The organism is Pseudolactococcus piscium, from assembly GCF_002441695.1.
In the GTDB taxonomy this organism is placed as follows: domain Bacteria; phylum Bacillota; class Bacilli; order Lactobacillales; family Streptococcaceae; genus Pseudolactococcus; species Pseudolactococcus piscium.
In genome coordinates, this window is sequence record NZ_JXJW01000003.1 from 128,157 (window position 1) to 146,237 (window position 18,081).

The 18,081-nt window shown below is 38.7% G+C and carries 18 protein-coding genes, 1 pseudogene and 1 riboswitch; of the genes and pseudogenes, 13 read left to right on the forward strand and 6 right to left on the reverse strand.

Features of this window, described 5'->3' with window-relative positions; all coding sequences use genetic code 11:
* Window positions 1–120: 120 nt before the first annotated feature.
* Complete coding sequence (gene thiT, locus RU86_RS02485) at window positions 121–663, reverse strand: energy-coupled thiamine transporter ThiT (protein ID WP_096813899.1); 543 nt, start codon at window positions 661–663, stop codon at window positions 121–123.
* Window positions 664–730: 67 nt separating this feature from the next.
* Window positions 731–823, reverse strand: a riboswitch (TPP riboswitch).
* A gap of 71 nt (window positions 824–894) precedes the next feature.
* On the opposite strand from thiT, the gene RU86_RS02490 reads away from it, so the two are divergent.
* The 11 genes from RU86_RS02490 to RU86_RS02540 all read left to right on the forward strand — a co-directional run bounded on the left by RU86_RS02490 (window position 895) and on the right by RU86_RS02540 (window position 10,800).
* Window positions 895–1,725 (forward strand): lactate/malate family dehydrogenase, encoded by an 831-nt coding sequence (locus RU86_RS02490; RefSeq protein ID WP_096813900.1) that lies wholly within the window; start codon window positions 895–897, stop codon window positions 1,723–1,725.
* Between the two features lie 113 nt (window positions 1,726–1,838).
* Window positions 1,839–2,681, forward strand: coding sequence for a MetQ/NlpA family ABC transporter substrate-binding protein (locus RU86_RS02495; protein ID WP_047916097.1), 843 nt, complete (start codon window positions 1,839–1,841; stop codon window positions 2,679–2,681).
* A 111-nt stretch (window positions 2,682–2,792) separates the two neighbouring features.
* A complete protein-coding gene (locus RU86_RS02500) occupies window positions 2,793–3,830 on the forward strand; it encodes a methionine ABC transporter ATP-binding protein (RefSeq protein WP_096813901.1) in 1,038 nt (345 codons plus the stop codon).
* Window positions 3,830–4,504 (forward strand): methionine ABC transporter permease, encoded by a 675-nt coding sequence (locus tag RU86_RS02505; RefSeq protein ID WP_047916095.1) that lies wholly within the window; start codon window positions 3,830–3,832, stop codon window positions 4,502–4,504. Before RU86_RS02500 ends, RU86_RS02505 begins: the two co-directional genes overlap by 1 nt.
* 302 nt (window positions 4,505–4,806) lie before the next feature.
* Complete coding sequence (locus RU86_RS02510) at window positions 4,807–5,088, forward strand: helix-turn-helix transcriptional regulator (protein ID WP_047916094.1); 282 nt, start codon at window positions 4,807–4,809, stop codon at window positions 5,086–5,088.
* Between the two features lie 20 nt (window positions 5,089–5,108).
* A complete protein-coding gene (locus tag RU86_RS02515; RefSeq protein WP_096813902.1) occupies window positions 5,109–5,480 on the forward strand; it encodes an MmcQ/YjbR family DNA-binding protein in 372 nt (123 codons plus the stop codon).
* A gap of 70 nt (window positions 5,481–5,550) precedes the next feature.
* Window positions 5,551–6,456, forward strand: coding sequence for a LysR family transcriptional regulator (locus tag RU86_RS02520; protein WP_096813903.1), 906 nt, complete (start codon window positions 5,551–5,553; stop codon window positions 6,454–6,456).
* 178 nt (window positions 6,457–6,634) lie between these two features.
* Window positions 6,635–7,195 carry a helix-turn-helix domain-containing protein gene (locus RU86_RS02525; RefSeq protein ID WP_096813904.1) on the forward strand — a complete coding sequence of 187 codons (561 nt, stop codon included), beginning with the start codon at window positions 6,635–6,637 and terminating at the stop codon, window positions 7,193–7,195.
* A 77-nt stretch (window positions 7,196–7,272) separates the two neighbouring features.
* Window positions 7,273–8,196, forward strand: coding sequence for a multidrug resistance efflux transporter family protein (locus RU86_RS02530; protein WP_096813905.1), 924 nt, complete (start codon window positions 7,273–7,275; stop codon window positions 8,194–8,196).
* Between the two features lie 267 nt (window positions 8,197–8,463).
* On the forward strand, window positions 8,464–9,159 hold the full coding sequence (locus tag RU86_RS02535; RefSeq protein ID WP_096813906.1) for a phosphoglycerate mutase: 696 nt from the start codon (window positions 8,464–8,466) through the stop codon (window positions 9,157–9,159).
* Window positions 9,160–9,561: 402 nt separating this feature from the next.
* Window positions 9,562–10,800: a carboxylesterase family protein gene (locus RU86_RS02540; protein WP_096813907.1), complete on the forward strand. Its 1,239-nt coding sequence runs from the start codon at window positions 9,562–9,564 to the stop codon at window positions 10,798–10,800.
* Window positions 10,801–10,928: 128 nt separating this feature from the next.
* Here the strand turns inward: RU86_RS02540 and RU86_RS02545 are convergent, their stop codons facing one another.
* From RU86_RS02545 to RU86_RS02565, 5 genes are all read right to left on the reverse strand, one after another.
* A complete protein-coding gene (locus RU86_RS02545; RefSeq protein WP_096813908.1) occupies window positions 10,929–11,519 on the reverse strand; it encodes a flavin reductase family protein in 591 nt (196 codons plus the stop codon).
* Window positions 11,520–11,529: 10 nt separating this feature from the next.
* Window positions 11,530–12,684: a VOC family protein gene (locus tag RU86_RS02550; protein WP_096813909.1), complete on the reverse strand. Its 1,155-nt coding sequence runs from the start codon at window positions 12,682–12,684 to the stop codon at window positions 11,530–11,532.
* Between the two features lie 35 nt (window positions 12,685–12,719).
* Entirely contained in the window at window positions 12,720–13,340 is a 621-nt protein-coding gene (locus RU86_RS02555) for an alpha/beta hydrolase (protein ID WP_096813910.1), read from the reverse strand.
* A gap of 138 nt (window positions 13,341–13,478) precedes the next feature.
* A complete protein-coding gene (locus tag RU86_RS02560) occupies window positions 13,479–14,414 on the reverse strand; it encodes a hypothetical protein (protein WP_096813911.1) in 936 nt (311 codons plus the stop codon).
* A complete protein-coding gene (locus RU86_RS02565) occupies window positions 14,411–15,427 on the reverse strand; it encodes a hypothetical protein (RefSeq protein ID WP_096813912.1) in 1,017 nt (338 codons plus the stop codon). Before RU86_RS02565 ends, RU86_RS02560 begins: the two co-directional genes overlap by 4 nt.
* Before the next feature lie 164 nt (window positions 15,428–15,591).
* Here RU86_RS02565 and RU86_RS02570 point away from each other — a divergent pair, with 164 nt between their 5' ends.
* Together RU86_RS02570 and RU86_RS02575 are read left to right on the forward strand one after the other, a co-directional pair.
* Window positions 15,592–16,146 (forward strand): TetR/AcrR family transcriptional regulator, encoded by a 555-nt coding sequence (locus RU86_RS02570; RefSeq protein ID WP_096813913.1) that lies wholly within the window; start codon window positions 15,592–15,594, stop codon window positions 16,144–16,146.
* A gap of 57 nt (window positions 16,147–16,203) precedes the next feature.
* A pseudogene (locus tag RU86_RS02575) lies at window positions 16,204–18,020 on the forward strand (YhgE/Pip family protein); the annotation flags it as partial.
* Window positions 18,021–18,081: the final 61 nt, after the last annotated feature.

An 18,081-nucleotide genomic window follows, 5' to 3' on the forward strand; every position in this document is an offset into this window, starting at 1 on the left:
GTTTACTTTATTTATCAGATATATGTTAGATATTACCTAAAAATACACTAATGTTATTATTATATCAGATAAATCAAAGATATCAAAAAAGTGTGAGTCTTCACACTTTTTATTCGGTATTTAAACTTTAAAAAGTTTTGGTGCTGCTTTTTTGATGACTAACAGGATGATACTGCCTACGATCAAGGTAAGTAGGCAACTGACACCATTGATAATCAGCGAGTAGCTCACTGCGCCCCAGCCCTTCCAGGCATAGTCGCTCCAAAAAATAACCCCCGCGACAAAGTGCCAAAAGTATTTAGCCAAAGCGCCTAATACGACTGCCAGCACTATAAAGCGATCTTTACCCGTTTTGATAAAGGGTTGCCTTGCCAGCCCAGCAAATCCAGCAAAAGAAAATGCAAGGACATATTCGATGAGTACCTGTGGCACACTTAAAAAATAAACCTTGCCGAGTACAAAATGTAGCAGTCCCCAGATGAGACCTGTTATGATGCCGATAAGTGTCCCATGACGAAGTGAGATCAGGGCGATAAGTAGTGTGCCTAGACTAATTTCAAACCACATCACTTGGAGTGGGATTAGCGAAAGCGCCATGGCGAGAGCTGCAACGATAGCAATTTCTGCTAGGGTGCGAATGCTAAAGACTTGTTTTTGCGACATAAAAAAATCTCCTTATAATTTCACAAGGAGGGGTCATCAGAAGCGAGTTGATCAATCATAGTAAACAATGATCAAATCGACACATCCCTACGGCGGTATTAACCGCATCAGGTTCTGAGGGTAAATCTCAACCGCATATGCGGTACCCCTTGTGTTTGTATTTTTTACTCCATTAGTTTATCATGATACGTATAGAATTGCAAGCGTGCGAGAAAAGAAAGTGTGAAAAAGATGAGAATCGGAATTATCGGATTAGGGCATGTTGGATCAACTTTAGCCTATACCTTGTGCCTACAAGGATTAGCTGATGAATTGGTATTACTTGATGAAAATAAAATGAAAGTCCAAGCGGAGTATCTAGAATTATCGGATACCATACATAATTTACCAAATAAAGTTGTACTCATTAAGGATGATGATGCAGCACTTAAGACTGCCGACGTAATCGTCTTTTGTGCAGGGGATATTACTGTATTAGAAAACGCGACAGATCGGCTTGCAGAATTACGTGTCACATCGAAAATTGTTGAAGACGTTGCACCTAAAATCGTACAGTCAGGATTTTCAGGTGTGCTCATTTCTGTTACCAACCCATGTGATGTTATTGCCTTGTATCTAGCTGAATTAACTGGGGTTGACAAGCAAAAGGTCATCGGGAGTGGGACATTAATTGATACGAATCGACTCATGTATCGATCTGGTCGTGATGATGTTTTGGTGATTGGAGAACACGGCGAGAGCCAAGTTGCCCTTGATGTGTCGGATACGATTGAAAAACTTGCAGCCAAGACAGGTTGGGAGATATATGCAGCCAAGCAGCATACTGCTTTTGGTATCGCCTCAAGTGTGGCGAGGATAATTAGCGTCTTAGAACAAGATACAGGGGAACTTTTGCCGATTTCGTCCTACGATGAATCAGTAGGTTGCTATTATAGTACGCTAGCAAAAATATCTTTGGACAAAGGTGTGGTAGAGCGCGTGATTCCCTCGCTTTCAAGTGCTGAGAGAAAACGGTTACAAGCCAGTATCCAGACGATTAAAGGGAATTATGACCGTATTTGATATAGAAAAATTTAAAGTCTGTTATAAAAAATCAATAAGACGCACCTGGGCAACTTAGTGTTATACTAATCCTAGTCAACTAATCAAACAGGAATTTATGGGGGAAAAGAATTATGAAAAAATGGACTAAAGTTGCGACAGGACTTATCGCTATCTTTGCAGTCGCGTCACTTGCAGCATGTGGTGCTAAAAAATCGGATGCAAGCAAAGACGGTGTTAAAACGTATACTGTGGGTGTCGCTAGTGATCAACAAAAAGAAATCTGGCAAAAAGTTAGTGATTCATTGAAAAATGACAAAATTAAAATTGACGTGAAATTATTTAGTGGGTATACAGAAGAAAATCCAGCACTCGCTGATGGCTCTCTTGATTTGAACAGCTTCCAACACGTTGCCTACCTCAACAACTATAATAAAGAGAATAAAAAAGATCTGACTTATATTGGGTATACAATCATTTCACCTTTCGGTCTTTACTCTGATAAAATTAAAGATCCAAAAGAATTGAAAGATGGCGATAAAGTTGCGATCCCTAATGACCCAACAAATGGTGGTCGTGCTTTACAAGCACTTCAAGCACTCGGTGTCATTAAACTTAAAGCAGATGCGCCTGAGTCACCAGATGTAAAAGACATTGCGTCTTATAAGACTAAAATTGAGATTAAAGCCATTCAAGCAGACCAATTGGTATCGACATTACCGGATGTGACAGCGGCCTTTATCAATACCAACTATGTGACTGACCAGTTACATACAACGCCTAAAAAATCAGCAATCTACATCGATACTGACCACTTAGACAAAGTCAGCGAACTCTATAAAAATATCATCGCTGTCCGTAAAGAAGACAAAAATAAGGAAGATTTCAAGAAAATTTTGAAAGCCTACCAAACACCAGAAATCGCTAAAATTATTCAATCAACAAATGACTACCCTGCTTGGGATACAACAAAGTAAGGTAAGCATGGTAGATAGGATTTGGCTAGAAGCTTGAGTTGAGACTCAAGCTTTTGTCATATTAACTAAAAAGGATTAACAGATTATCTTAGAAAATGGTAGAATAATCATATGATAAATTTAACGGATATTAGTGTGAGATTCACACAAAAAAATAGTGAGGTGGTTGCTGTCGACCAAGTCTCTCTTCAGGTAGATAAGGGAGACATCTATGGTATCGTTGGCTATTCTGGTGCTGGTAAATCGACACTTGTTCGTGTGATTAACCTACTTCAGAAACCAACAACTGGTCAAGTTATCGTTGAAGGGAAAAACCTTGTCGAGCTATCGCCTCGTGCTTTACGTGACGAACGCAAGAAGATTGGGATGATTTTTCAACATTTTAATTTGATGACATCACGCACGATTGCGGATAATGTCGCTTTTCCGCTGAAAGGTTCTGGCTTGTCAAAACAAGAAATAGCAGACAAGGTAGATCATTTATTAAGCTTAGTTGGGATTTTAGATAAAAAGGATGCCTATCCTAACAAATTATCAGGTGGTCAAAAGCAGCGTGTTGCGATTGCGCGTGCACTAGCTAATGACCCGAAAATACTACTTTGTGATGAAGCAACGTCAGCATTAGACCCTAAAACGACTTTAGCAATCCTTGAATTACTACAAGAAGTTAATCAAAAATTAGGGATTACGATCGTGATTATTACGCACGAAATGCAGGTTGTCAAGGAAATTTGTAATAAAGTCGCAGTTATGGAAACAGGTCGTGTCATCGAGCATGGTCGTGTCGTTGATATCTTTGATGAACCTAAGGCGCCACTAACACGAGATTTTATCAGAACAGCAACGCATGTAGAACAAGCTGAGAAGAAATTATTACGCTATACGGATAAAACAGTATATGAACTCAAATTTTCCAATGCAGCAGAGCCGATTATTATTGAGCTCTACAAGCGCTTTGCTGTTACAGCGGATATCTTATATGGTAATATCGAATTTTTACAAGATGTACCTATCGGTACCCTACTCGTCACACTAGAAGACGCAAGTGGTCAAGAACCAAGTCTGACAGAAGTAAGTGCCTATCTAGCTGAGCAAGGGGTACGTATTTCAAAAGTTGTCCGTACTGAAAATAAGGAGGTAATCGTCTGATGGATAAGCTATTTCCAAATGTCAATCAAATATGGCCAGATATTCGGGTTGCAACCTTTGAAACCTTACAAATGACAATCATAGCAGGCATCATAGCAGGTATTATTGGCTTGATAATCGGGATTGTATTACTGGTTACAAACAAGGATGGGTTAACACCAAATCGAGTTGTCTACTATGTGTTGGATAAAGTTGTCGATATAGGTCGCTCAATCCCCTTCATTATTTTGCTAGCGATCATCGTACCTTTTACACGCTTGATTGTGCACACGAGTGTTGGGACGACAGCTGTAACGGTACCGATCGTCATCGGGACAATTCCCTTCTTTGCACGTCAAATTCAAAATGCCCTATTAGAAGTAGATCCAGGTGTGGTAGAAGCAGCACGTGCCATGGGTGTAGGGACTTTCGGTATTATTTTCCGGGTTTATTTAAAAGAAGGTTTGGTTTCGATTATTCGTGCTTCAAGCTTTACGATTATTAATCTGATTGGCTTAACTGCTATGGCTGGTATCGTTGGTGGTGGTGGTTTAGGTGCCATGGCGATTCAAGTCGGCTATCAAAGAAATCAAAAAGATGTGACATTCATGTCATTGATCCTGGTATTAGTCATCGTTTTTATTACACAATTACTTGGAAATATAGCCGTTAAATTAGCTTCTAAAGGTCGTTAAATAACGCAGTTTCCTAACAGTATATCGCTAATGAATCTGTCAATGATGACAGATTTTTTAATCCCATTTCCTTGTCAAAAATACGAATTTATATTACAATTAGAGCGTAAAGGTCTTTTGACAAAATTGAGGGTGAAATCCAAAAAAATAGTCGTAAAATGACCAATTCAGTCTAAAATGGCAGATGCACAGAAAGAACGATACCTGATATTTTCTGTGCTAAACCACAAAAAATCACTATAAGTGCGATTTATTTGGCGTACGCGTTGTAGGAGATGATACTATAGAAAGTAGGAAGCACTGTGGAAAATAATATTAAAAAATTACGGAAAGCGATGAAATTTTCTCAAGAAGATTTGGCTCGATTAACACATTCAACTCGCCAATCAATCAATGCTGTAGAAAATAATAAATATGATCCGTCATTGGATTTAGCGTTTAAAATTGCTAAAGCACTGAATGTCGAAGTAGATGATATTTTTATCAAGCAAACCAAATCTGATGAAGAAAATTTTGACTTGTGGTGTGAAAAATATAGCTGTGAGCTTTGGGAAAATAGAAAACAAAAATCACCTGTATCTTAACGCCTTGTAAAGGAGCTCATATGCAAGTATCTGAAATATGCCAATATGCCTTGACTTTTCCGGCTGCCAAAACAGATTATAAGGCTGAGTGGGGTGCAACTCGTCTGCTGATTGATGATAAGCTATTTGGCATGATGGGTACGGATAAATCTGGAAAGCCTATTTTGACAGTAAAGCTTAAACCAGAAGATGGTGACTTGTTACGTGAGCAGTATGAGGCGATTGTACCTGGTTACTATATGAATAAGTTGCATTGGAACTCCATTGACTTACTCGCGAACCAAGTACCCGATGAGACGATGAAAATGATGATCAAAGCATCCTATGACCTAGTCTTAAAAGGCTTAACGAAAAAGAGACAAAAAGAAATCGCTGATTTAGCACGTGGCTAAGTGATTATCAAAAATGGTGAAAAAGGATAAAAGTGTATAATATAGTTTATACACTTTTATTGGAGTAAAAATGAATATTAAGCAACTTAGATACATCGTCGCTATTGCAAACACTGGTACCTTTAGAGAAGCCAGTGAACAACTGTATGTCAGTCAACCGTCTATGTCGATTGCGGTCAAGGATCTTGAGGTGGAACTTGGCTTTAAGATTTTTGACAGGCTCAATACAGGTGTCAGTCTCACCATAGCAGGTGAGCGTTTTTATGAGCAAGCCCAGAGCGTCTTGAGAGATTTTGACACGTTTGAAGCCAAGTACATGTCGCCAGCAACCTTGCAACATAGTTTTTCAATCGCTAGTCAACATTATGATTTCCTAGCCCCAGTTTCTGTGGAGTTTTCTGAGAAAAATCCTAGCATAAAAAATATTAGGTTGTTTGAGTCAACAACTTATAATATCTTGACTGAAGTTTCTGATGGCGTTTCAGATGTAGGGATTGCCTATCTGAATAACCAAAATAGGTTAGGTATTACTAGGATGCTGGACAAGTTAGATCTTGATTTTGATGAGCTGATGACGTTTAAAACACACATTTATTTGAGACAAAGCCATCCGCTAGCAAGTAAGGCCTTTCTAACAAATGATGATCTGAGAACCTTGAGTCGTGTCCGGTTTACCCAGGAAAATGAGCAGTTCTTGTACTATTCAGAAGATTTAGTGGAAACATTTGAAAATACAAAAATATTTAATGTGACCGACCGTGCTTCCCTAAATGGTATTTTGGAGAGAACGGATGCCTATGCGACTGGGTCAGGCTTTATCGATCAAGCAAGTGTGCATGATATCACAGTTATTCCACTGGAAGATGGCAATGCCAATACCTTGATTTTCATTAAGAAAAAAAGTGCAACGTTATCAGAAGAGGTCAAGTCATATAAACGCAGTTTAGAAAATTATTTCGCTCAGAATCGATTTTGACACTAACCGTATGACAAAAATGAGATCAATCGATCTCGTTTTTTTTGATTTACTATAACAGTATAGCCCTTATTTTCAAAAATAGATGACTTAGTCATCGGCTATTACTTGACATATTGATAGCGTAAATCTATAATGGTAAAATAAATACAAGATAATAGATATAAGAGGGTGGCGTATGATTTCGAAAGTAATTGGCATGAGATTAAAAAAAATTCGTGAAGATAGAGGCTATTCATTAGAAAAAGTATCAGAGTTGACTGGTGTTAGTAAGCCAAGTATTAATAATATAGAAAGAGGGTTGACATCCCCTTTAATCGATAGTTTGTGGAAAATAGCGACAGGGTTGTCGGTACCTATCTCTTATTTTTTTAGTGAATTTAAAACAGCGCATACCCTAGTCAATATGGACGAGCTAACCAAAATCGACTCGAAAGACGAACTGGTCAGTATCTCCTCTATTTTTAGTTGGCTACCAACAGACAGTTTTGAGTGTTTCTACCTAGAGTTAGCAGCAAATGCAAATAGAGTGTCACAAGCACATGTTAAAGGATCAAAGGAGCTAATTTTTATATTAGAGGGTCAGCTAACGATGTTGTTAGGGGAGGAACGCATCGTATGTAAAGAAAATGCATGTCTTAAATTTGATGCCAACATAGCGCATACTTATTTGAATGAAACAGATGCTAAGGTAAGAGGCATAAGTGTGATGATTTATCCAGCAGATATTGACAGATAAAAAATAGTTAACCTGTAAGCTATATGCGATAGCGCTTATTTTTTAGCACATTTTTTAGTCCATAGGAGTAGTGAGTCATGGCATTTTTATTAGGTGTTTTAGCATCATTTTTTTTCTCAGTTACATTTGTTTTAAATCAGTCGATGGCAAGTAGCGGAGGGGATTGGCTTTGGACGGCCTCTTTAAGGTTTCTATTTATGATGCCTTTCTTTTTAATCATTGTCAGCGTAAAAAGAAATAGTCAGTTAAGGCTTGTTTTTCATACAATCAAAGCAAACTGGAAATCCTGGTTTTTATGGAGTCAGGTTGCTTTTGGCTTGTTTTATATCCCCTTATGTTTTGCATCATCACTGGCTCCTGGCTGGCTTATAGCAAGCACTTGGCAAATCACGATTATTGCAGGTAGTGTGCTTGCGCCATTTTTAGAACCTAACTTATCAAAGCGAAAGCAAAGTCGTATTAGTAGGCAAGATGGCCTTATTTTTGGTGTCATCTTGTTAGGCATAGTCATCATTGAGTTACAGCATATGGCATTGGCTAATGGGACAAGCTTGTTAGTTGCCTTCATTGCGGTCTTAATTGCAGCATTTGCCTACCCCTTAGGGAATCGTAAAATCATGATAGTTAATCATCATACCGCTAATCTAAATACAGATGAACGTATTTTAGCCATGCTAGTTTGTAGTCTCCCGACATGGCTAGTTTGTTCAATTATTGGCTATGTTAGGAGTGGTGTGCCAGAAACAGGACAAGTCGCATCAAGTTTTTTAGTTGCCTTTTTTTCTGGTGTCATTGCGACATATCTATTTTTTCTATCGACACAAATGGTTCATACAAATATAAGAAAACTCGCGACTATAGAAGCACTGCAATCTTTAGAAGTTGTATTTTCTGTAATATTAGGAATGCTTGTCCTGCAAGATACATTTCCGAAAGGCTTAACTTTGGTTGGGTTGGGGCTGGTAGTTTTAGGCGTCTGTTTAAAAGTGATGCGCAGTTAGCAATTAGATACCTTACTTCTGTGACCTGCTCTCTGTTTTTAGAGAAAGTAATAATGCTTGTGATGACAAGTGAGAATTATTTTTCCAAATCAGATTTTGACATAAGACTTGAAAAAATCATGAAAATAGTCTAAAAATAGTGGTAAAATGGATAAAAATAGTGTAAACTAAGAGGGTATTGTTTCAAAAAAATAGAGTTATGCTTGCTTATGTTTGACACATAGGGTCCAAAGTATAACTTATATATCTTACAGGAGAAATAAAAACATGGTAAAATTAGTATTCGCACGCCACGGCTTGTCTGAATGGAATGAAAAAAATCTCTTTACGGGATGGGCAGATGTAGATCTTGCTGAGCAAGGGATTGCAGAAGCAAAAAAAGCTGGTGAACTTATCAAAGAAGCTGGTATTGAATTTGATATTGCTTACACATCAGTTCTTAAACGTGCAATCAAAACAACCAACTATGTCCTTGAATATTCTGACCAACTCTGGGTACCAGTTGTAAAATCTTGGCGCTTAAACGAACGTCACTATGGTGCGTTGACAGGTCTTAATAAAGCTGATGCTGCTGTCCAATATGGTGATGATCAAGTCCTTATCTGGCGTCGTTCATATAACGTAAGCCCAGATGCAATGGCACATGATGCTGAATTCTCATCACATGGTGACCGTCGTTATGCACACCTTGAAGATTCAATCGTACCTGATGCTGAAAACCTTGAGTTAACACTAGAACGTGCACTTCCTTTCTGGGAAGATCAAATTGCACCAGCACTTAAAGATGGCAAAAACGTTTTTGTTGGTGCCCATGGTAACTCAATCCGTGCCTTGGTTAAACATATCAACAAAATGTCAGCTGACGAAATCTTGAAATTTGAGATTCCTAATTTCCCACCATTAGTATTCGAATTTGACGATAACTTGAACAAAGTTACCCAATACTACTTGGAAGACAAATAATTATTATTTTAATAAAATTGAGGGTCTTGTATCACTAAATCAAATCGTGTGGGAAATATATTCCCACACGATTTTTTTAAAAAATATATACTTATTTTTTCTTACTTATTTTTGAAATCGTTTACAAAATATGATATACTTAATTTTGAAGAAGGCATGTTACCTATACGGGCATAACCTAAAAAACATATGGAATTTTTTTCCACCGTTTTTTAGGTTATTTTTATGTTTAAGGGAGAAAGGAAGAATTATCTAGAATAAAAATTAGGTTTAACAGTGCTCTTATGTAGCCTGAAATCAAAATAAGTGATTGCTAATTCCTATTGACTTATTTTGATTAAAAAAATTGTGATTTCAAAATCAGTCTATTGATATAGACCAACATACTTGATGGAGAGTTAAATGATTATACAAAAGAAATTAGGAATCGCTTTAGCATTGTGCGCAACGTTACTACTAGCAGCTTGCCAGACTAACAAGACTAAAGAGGCTAAAGTCACTGAAATAGAAGCGAGTGCTTACGTTTCTCCGGAAGGACAAAAACTGGATAAAATTATTTATCATATGGATGGAGATATGTCCAAATTAGCAAGTCTAAAACCAAAAGATATTGATATTAAGTTGACTGTGGCACCAAATCCTTTTTTAGGAGAAAAGAAAGATAAACAAGAGACAGCTAAAATTGATAAAGTCAGCGTCTCAGGTAATCAATTAACGCTTGATATTAAAGACGTTGATTATCCTAAAGTAAAACAAGTGGCGATTACAAGTAGCAATAAATTATTAACAGCTCAAAAGAAAGATTTCGTCTTAAAATCTAAGACAAGTGACTTATTTAAGAAAAATACCTTTACTGATAGTAGTGGTACAGTACTTACTTATTGGTTCTATCAACCTAAGTCGGATAAAAAGACACCACTTGTTATCTGGGAACATGGTGGTGGGGAGGTTCTAGCTTCTTCATATGAAGGTGCCAATCTTGTCGCGAATCAGGGCGCAACTACTTGGATTGAGCATGGGTTTGAAGCAGCTGTGTTATCGGTTCAGTACCCTGAAAATTATAGTTTTGGTATCAGTGAAATCGAAAGTGAACGAACTAAAATGGCAGCGTTTAACAAAGCCAAGGCAGAATTAATTAAACAATATATCGATAAAGGGACTGTTGATGCGCATAGAGTTTATTTGACGGGTGCATCATCTGGTGGTGGAGCATCGCTTAGATTCATCCAGCAATACCCTGATTTATTTGCAGGAGCTCTGGTGGTTTGTGCTAAAGATACGATCGTGCCGATTTCTAAAAAATATGATTTAGCCTATAAGCTTGATAATAAAGAACAGCTATTACTCTCACCTGAAAACTACCAGGCAACCTACTCTGCTATGGAAACTGCACTTAAGGACTATCCTAAGAACGTGCCAATTTGGTTTGTGCAAGCCGAACATGATCAAGTATGTACTAGCTATACATCAAAAATGATGTATGAAATTCTAAAAACTAATGGTGCTCAAAATAATAAATTAACACTATATTCTGATCAAGAAATGGAGGCTGCTGGCGTTAAAAAAGTTTATCACCCATCTTGGCAGTTGGTTTATCAAGATAAACAAATGTTGAATTGGTTGTTCAAACAAAAAAATTAGTCAGGTTAGCTTGCCCAGTAACTCAAAAAAACTTGTAGCTGATATAGTATCAATCACAAGTCAAAGGTTCGTACATTCTTCCCAAAAGGCGATAACTTAGGTATCGTCTTTTTTGTCTTAAAAAAGATTTATTTAGGACGTATCAGCTCAAAATGATCGCCTAAACCTGCATACTCATTTCCGGCTAAGCGAGCGATGGGGTTGAGCTTGTCTAGGTCGATATGAAAGTTTGATTCATCTAATATATCGTCCGCGAATGAGAAATGGACAACTTCAAGTAGGACGAGATGTCCCGTCTCTGGGAGTGGTATATGCTTGAAAAGTCTTGTTTCTAAGCGGACAGTTGCAGCTGTTAAACTAGGAACTTGAACGACTTTAGACGGCTCAAGATCAAGAGAAAAGTGTTCAGCTTCGCTAACATCTGCTGGTAATAGCGCGGCTGTTTCGTTCATTATGGCAACATTATCACCATTGACAAGGTGGACGACGGCTTCTTTTGTCGCTAAAAGATTAGTCAGGGTATCCTTATCTGCGGTAAAAGAGACAGACAAGAGTGGCGGATTAGCTGACACAACATTGAAAAAACTAAAGGGGGCGACATTGACTAAGCCATCTTTAGTTTGACTGGTTAGCCAAGCGATTGGTCTTGGTACGATACTGCCTGATAAGAGTTTATAGACCGTTTTGTCATCTAGTTGGTCTGCTTGATATGATTTCATGTGTTTCCTTCTATTTGCTAGTAGAGGTGTGCTCAAGTACTTTTTCGACAGTCCATAGGGGATCTTTACGTCTGTCACGGTGAGCATCAGATGTGTCCAAAGGACGTAAACTGGCTGCTAGTTGGGCTTTTGCGGCTTCATTTCCAGGGAAGAGATGCGAGGGCAGGCTAAGGGATAAACCGGATGCTGCTTTTGTTTGGTCAATCCAAAATCCTGACGTCATCAAGGCTTCCTCATAGCTATCCACAACACCCATACCTGATTTTACCATATCAAGTGCGCCAATTCCGGGTGTATAAGTCGCAATCTCAAAAAGGACACCAGGTGCAACTCGGACATATTCACTTGAGAAGTAAAATCGATCGACTAAACCAGAATGTGGTAAACGAAATGATTTGATCCGATCAATCCAGTAACTTAAGGTTTCGGGATTTGGTGTGCCTAAAGCCAAATGGTGAATTGTTCCATAACCTTGATAGGCATGAGGTTCTTGCTCACTCGCTTCTTGCAGGATGAGTGCAGCGCCATTACCGCCATTTGCGACTTCAAAGAGGTGTAAATCGGCTTCTTGACCAGCATACTTAAAGCCAAAGACGGTTTCTAAGATTGAGCGGAGGTTATCTGGTTTTTCTACTTTGATAAAGACTGGGCCAAGGCCTGTGATGCCATGTTCTGCGGGTACATTAGAAAGTTGCCATGAGCGACCAGTTGCTGCATCTCCGTTGTTGTTTTGGTCTGAGATGAGTTGATAGCGTTGGCCATCAAAGTCAGTAAATTCTAGCGTTTTTTGTCCGAATTTGCTTGTAATCTCCCCATGTGCAACATGCGCGTCATCAAATCGCGTCACCCAATAAGTAAGGGAAGCATCGGTCGGGACACGAAATGAAGCACGCTCGATATTATTAACGCCGTGTTGTCCTTTTGGAATGCCTTTAAAATCAAAGAAAGTCATATCTGCACCGTGTCCGTCTTCTTCGGTGAAGAAGAGGTGGTAAGTTTCATAATCATCTTGGTTAACAGTTAGTTTTGCTAACCTGAGTCCTAAAATATTTGTAAAAAAATCATAAATTTTTTGAGCACTTGAGGTGATTGCTGTCACATGGTGGACGCCACCAAGGACAAGGTTGTCGGGGATTTCTGTTACGATATGATTAGCGTTCATCATTTAATTCTCCATTTTCTTTTAGGTAGCCAGTTTGGTCAGTGTGTCTTATCTAGCCAATTTTTGGCAGCCATGATTTCATCTTGTGTTAGCTGATGGCCTGACGTGGTCTCAAAACTGGTAACTTGACAGCCAGCCTTTTTTAAATCCGTTTTTAATAAAGCAAATTCATTTTCTGGCACGATCGGGTCGTTCTTAGCATAGCTGAGAAAGACTTCTGTATGATCGACTTGGTGTGGTTTCGGGATATCTTCAAGTTGCATGCCGTGAAATGCAATGACTTTATCAAACTGACAGATCCCCTTTAGTAACATATTTAGGGCCACATTTGCGCCATTTGAATAGCCTAAGGCAATCATATTCTGTAACTTAATCTCATGTTTTTTAGCGAGTCGTACGATCTCATCAGCTAACCAGCTACTTTCTTCATTTAATGACTCAAGATCAAAATTCGCTTTGGTAAAGCCACCTGAACCGTGAAGCTTAAAATAGCGATTGCTACCTTGTTGATTGATTCGACCGCGAATCGATAAAATCGGATGGGTTGGGGCAATTTGATCAGCAATTGCTAATAGTTGAAGCTCATCTCCACCAGTACTATGTAACAATAAAAGCGGTGCTAAGTTGTTGTTACCAGCTTTAAACACATAATTTGTCATCTTGTCTCCTTATAAATAGATACGGTAAGTAAAAACTCGCCCTTTGTTTACAATTGTAAACAAAGGGCGAGTTGATGTCAAGAAATTCGATTTAGGGAAAAATGAATCGTTAAAGCTAGTAAAACCTTTGCCTTGGCATCAGTGTTTCCCATCAGAGTCGAGATAGGCTTTGAAACTCGTATGCTCGTGACTATCTGATGTGGTAACCGTACAGCTTTTGAACTGCGTCATATTTGGGGCAATCACCGCTCTATAGGCTGATACGGAGATAGCTTGAGACAAGGTTGAATCAGGGATTTTATAAGTCATCGTGACGTCTCCCAGTGTCATGAATAAATCCTTGAAGGTAAGCTGTTCGATACTTTTTTGGGTATCTTTTAACTGTTGTGGATTGTCCCATGAGCTGCCAAGTAGTCTCTCAAGATCTGTTTTTGAGAATTTGAATCTAGCATCAGAAATAGCTTTTTGTTTAAAGTCTACTGACATTGAGCCATCACGTGCACCACCGAAAAATGAGGCAACAAACCCCAAATATTTTGGGGTTGATAAGGTCAATTTAGCATCAGGAGATGGAGAGTCATGTTTTAAATTGACTTGTGCATTGGCTACTGAATTAGACCAGGTCCCCGTCATGGCAGTTTCATACTGTACTAAACAAGCTTGCGTCTTATTTAACCAAGCTTCATTGATCGACTTGATACGACGGTCAAGCGCTTTATATTGACGAGATGCTAGTCGATAGTAGTATTTTGGTTGTTTTTGGATGTCGTCTGTTAAAGTCATAACGTTACCTGAAGCATCAAATTTGACTTTATAGTTAAGAGACTTAAGATAGGTCAAGGTGTGTTGTCTAGGGTTAAATGTATAGTTAGCGTCTTTAGTAAAATTGACTTGATTAGCTACCACATTCCCTGATGTTAGTAAATCAGCACCATTATTAGCCCGAATAGGGTCTAGGACTAAGATCCAGTTACCTTTTAGTAAGGTCGTTTCTGATTTCAAAAATTTTCCACAGGATGAGAGGGAGACACAGGCAAAAAATAGGCAGCAAATCGTTAGTAGTTTCTTGCTCATGTTGTTGGCACCACCTTAGTCGTTTCACCAGAAAGTTGCACACCTTCATCACCACACTGGGTAATGACGAGTGGCTCATCAAATGATAGTTTGCCATCTTTATAGGATAGGCCTGAGAGTGTGACATCTTGTGAAATAGTACCAGCTGAGGTTGTCACATCGTAGGAAAAACTGATCAGTTTAATTCGACTAAACAGCTCCTCATTAGATAGGTTACGAATAATCGACAGCAGGTTTTCAGGATCCGTAGGGATATAATCAGAAGGTTCTAGTCCTAAGATGCCATTGATCTGATAGCTAGCATATGCGTTAGTTATTGCTTGTGTATCGAAGTTTGTCAGATTATCCGAGGATGCGTGAAACGTGATGTGATTTTCTGTATCAAAGGTTAGGGTCTGCATACCGGGCGCCCAAGCTACCCCTAGTGCTGTCGTCTGTGTGGCTTTAAATCGACCAGACCAAGTACCAACCAAACTTTCTTTGACTGTGTTCTCTATAAATTCAGCTTTTTTTGCCCATGTTTGGTTGAGCTCGGAGAGTGCAGCCTTTTGTTCTTTTTCGGCTGTTTTAATTTCATTTTGCTTACGCTTTTCAAGCCGACTACCGACACGGTAATAAGTTTTCCATTTGTCATTTGTTCCCGAAATTTTAAGGGTTAGGCTATCTCCCCCTTGTTTTAAAGCGTAATCATAGCTATGATTGTTCACGCTAAATTGTTTTTGTTTACGCTGTAGTTGATAGCGGCTAGGAGATCCTTCGAAAAATGTCACATTACTTTGTGTGAATGTGATTTTGTCGCTAGTCGCTGGGTTGACGCCTAGTATTTTTTTCATGCTGTCAGCACTAGACGTTTTTGGTAGGGTTATCTTACTTACTGAATAAGTAACCCAGTCGCCTTTTATTGCTTTTTCGTTTTGGCTTGTTGTTTGTGATCCTGTTTGATAATGACTGGCACTAAAGAATGCTATGGCTAATAAGGTCGGTATGGCTATGATAGCCAAAATTTTTTTCATCGTTTGTGTTTGCTCCTATAGAAAAGTATCTAGTTTTAAACTAGGGATGACACCAAAATAGTATCATTTTAGATTTTAATTATACACCTTTTATTAGAAAAATGTTCGAAAATGATACTAGTGTAGACACGATGTGTTTATTTTATTGTAAGAGGTGAAACGTCGTGGAAAATAGAAAAGAACATACAAAAGTAAGACTTCGTGATGCGATGATCCAATTATTACAAGAAAAAGCATTTGATCAAATCTCGACGACTGAATTAGTCAAGGTTGCACAAATCAGTAGAAGTGGCTTTTATAAGTATTATAGAGATAAAGATGATATGATTGCCAAATATCAAAAGGCCTTATTTAACACGATTGATTATATTTTTGAAAAGAATAAAGGGTATTTACAAAAAAACTTGCTCGAAACGTATGAACTATTAGATAAAAATGACATTTATGCGGCTTTGTTTTCCAAAAATGGGAATAAAGAAAGTCAGCAATTTATGCAGGAACAATTAAAAATGATCTTAGATCGCTCGCTGTTATCTGAGGATATGAGACAGGAGCAGCAAGATAGCTTAACGGATATTTATGCGATAACTTATTATGTTAATGCCGTATTTGGTTTGACACAAACATGGATTCAGCGCAAACGTAAGGAATCACCGGAGCAAATCGTAGCCCTTTTAATGGCACTAATTAACAGAAGTGACTCATTGCCTTATTCGTAGTTAGTATCAAACAGGAGAAAAAATGAAACATATCAAAAATACATGGAAATTAGTTGTGATCGACTGGCAATTATTATGACACTGCAAGAAAAAATCCCTGAAATCGAAAATGCTGGTAAACAACTTGCCATGATTGATCAAGATTTTGACGGTGTCCAAAAAACGATGACCGATGGTATTCAGGAAGTAAAACAAGGCCTCACCATCATTAATCAAGTCCAAACACAGTTGCCGGCTATCAAGCAACTTGGTAAAAAGCTTGTACGCTTGCTGATATCAGTTTAAAAGGCGCAACAGATCTTAAAACAGCCCTACCTGGTATTACAAGTAGTGTGAAGGTAACCCTCCAATCTTTGCAAAATCTTGCTGATAATACAACCTCTATTGTGACAACAATCAAGCAAGCCGTAGCAGATGGTAAGTTGACACCGGACGAAAAAAGGCAAATTGCTGGTCTGGTACAAGCCTACCAAGCCAATATTGCTGCGCAACAGACTGCTATCCAGAACCTCATTAATTTCATGACAGAACTTGAGAAAAACTCGGGTAATCAGGATCTGGAGCCTACGATTAATCAATTAACAAATTTGAGCACCACATTAGGTGGGATCAGTGATAAAGTTGGCAAAGTCAATACGCGCATCCAAAATGGCGATTTGTCAAAAATAGACGCGCTACTGGATGAGATTGGTACCTTAGCCAAAAATCTGTTAACGCAAGCACAGGCGATTGATTTTGATAAGCTACTTCAGGCAACCAGTGCAACAGTTAGTAATGCGATTAGCATCCTTGAAAAATATCAGAACGAAATGCCCGCGATCAAGCAAGAAGTACATGATGCGAGCACGATGTTAAACGGCAACATGGGGGCAATCATTGCTGGCATCAACAAAGGTGCCTCACTTTATCAAAATGACTTACCACTTGTCACGCAAAAATTAGCTGCTGCAGCTAATTTTGTCAAAACTGACTACCCAGGTATTCGTAAAGATTTGACGCAGACACTTGGCACAATCAATGATAAGATGCCAGACTTAGAAAAAGCCTTGGATAGCGCAAATGACTTAATCGTCAACGATTGGCCTAATATTAAAGCAGGCGTTCAAAAGGCAGCAGACGCTATCCGAAAGGGTGAGCAAGAAGTTGATTTAGGAGATATCGTCAAACTTTTGAAACTAGATGCGACTAAAGAAAGTGATTTCTTAACACAGCCTGTAGACATTCAAGAGAATGCGATCTATCCAATTGCCAATAATGGGTCTGCTAGTACACCTTTTTATACAGCACTTTGTTTATGGGTGGGTGCGGTCTTATTCTCTAGTCTTGCTGTAACGCAAGTCCATCTTAGAGAAAAAGATAAAGGACGCTTTATTAAAAGAGAACAGTTTTCTGCACGTATGCTGACCTTTATCGTGATGGGCATTGGTCAGGCCTTGATTGTGACTTTAGGGAACTACTTTGGTTTAGGTGTCTCGGTTCATAACCCATTTTACAGTGTTTTATTTGCGGTACTGATCTGGATTGTATTCATGACCATGGTCTATGTACTTGTGGCCCTGTTTGGTAATATCGGTAAGGGAATTGCGATTATTATTTTGGTCTTGTCTATCTCCGGTGGGGGTAGGAACTATCCGATTCAAGTATCCGGTAAGTTCTTCCAAGCCATTAATCCATATCTCCCATTTACGCATGCTGTCAACCTATTACGGGAGTCAGCAGGTGGTATATCCTGGGCAAATGCTTGGGTTGCTATTGCGATTTTGATCGCTGTTGCGCTTCTCTTCGGTTCGGTCGGGTTATGGCTCTTCCCACATCTAGAAGCAACATCGAAAAAAATATCAGAAGCAACAAAAAGAAGTCATATTTTTCATTGATAGTAAGCCATGTCTTCTTCATGTGGCTTTTTCTTTTAATGATATAAGGTGGTGAAGGGGC